The organism is Microbacterium umsixpiens (assembly GCF_053543675.1).
This window is the reverse complement of the sequence record NZ_JBLVOH010000001.1, coordinates 17,459-18,694: the sequence shown is the minus strand read 5'-3', so window position 1 is coordinate 18,694 and position 1,236 is coordinate 17,459. Positions and strand designations below refer to the sequence as shown.

Here is a 1,236-nt window from a genome sequence, read left to right as displayed (position 1 = left end):
GCAGCACCGTCAGGACGACGCCGCCGAGCACGCCGAGCACTGCGGCGAGAACGACGTCGGTCATGGGATCAACTACTTTCGACCGGCCGTGGCCACGAGGTCCAGCCTCGGAGCGATCGATTCGCCCATGCGTGAGATCTCCTTCTCGGGGAGGCGATTTCGACGCGCGCGATCGTGCCACGATGAGAGCGCCTCGGAGATACTCGCCATGTGCTCTCGAGCCCGGCTCTGCGTCAGGTCGCAGTCGTCCGCGAGCGCGAGCAGACCCTCGATCTCCGTGTCGTACGTGTCGGCTCCGGCGATCGAGGTCGATCGGCTCCGGGCGAGATCAGGATTCGGATTGACGTCGAAGGCGGGGCTGAGCGTCCAGGCGTTGCCATCGCTGAGGAAACCATGATTGCGCAGGTGATCATCCGTGTTGCCGAGAGCGACATTGACGATCGCGCGGTCGAAGAGATCAGAGAGCGCGGCGCGAGGGGAGCGCGCGATGTCGCGGATGGCGTCGGCGATCTCGACGTAGTCGTGGTGCTCGCCGTCGGCGGCTCCGATCGCGGTCATGGCGCTGATGTACCCGATCCGCTGCTGCTTCGCGTCCCGGTCGAAGCGGCGCAGGATGAGGACGCAGCGCTCTCCCAGGCGTGTGAGACGGAATTCTGGCACTGCGATTCCGCAGTCCGACAGCAGACCGAGAGTGGTCGCCTCCCACGCCATGACATCCCACCCGTCGCGGGAATGCGGGAACTTCGCGAACCCGAGGGATCCGTCCTCGAGACGCACGGATGCCTTCGGCCGCGCGCCACCCAGGCCTGTGGTTCCGGTGTCGAGCAGCTGCTTGACCGCCTCGGTGTAGTCGTCGTCGCCGGCGAGTTCATCGCTGCGGCGCAGGAGGTTCGGAAGTTCGACGATCGCAGGGACATGAGCTTCTGCACCGAGGAAGTCCTCGGTGCCCACGGCACGGAAGCGCAGCGCGCCCTGGCGAGTGTCGTCACTGACGCCCAAGAGGTAGCTGACGTCGTCGAGGCTCGTCGGAGCGCGACCGGCCTCGCGGGCGGCTATCCGCTCGGCCTTGTCGATGAGGTTGCGGCCCCAACGGTCCGGCGAGCTGTCGGAGAACGCCCGCAGCATCCCGGACTGGTACTGCGGTCCGGGAACGAGCTGCAGCGACGGATCGATGTTCGCGCCGCCGCGGGCGAGGTACGCCGCGTCATAGAGGAAGGTGGTGGCAAGCGCCCAGCC

Annotated in this window: 1 protein-coding gene; it reads right to left on the bottom strand. The window is 67.1% G+C overall.

Features of this window, described 5'->3' with window-relative positions; all coding sequences use genetic code 11:
* Positions 1 to 72: 72 nt before the first annotated feature.
* A partial coding sequence (locus ACNPM4_RS00080; RefSeq protein ID WP_448984253.1) for a type II toxin-antitoxin system HipA family toxin occupies positions 73 to 1,236 on the bottom strand: 1,164 nt, incomplete at its 5' end.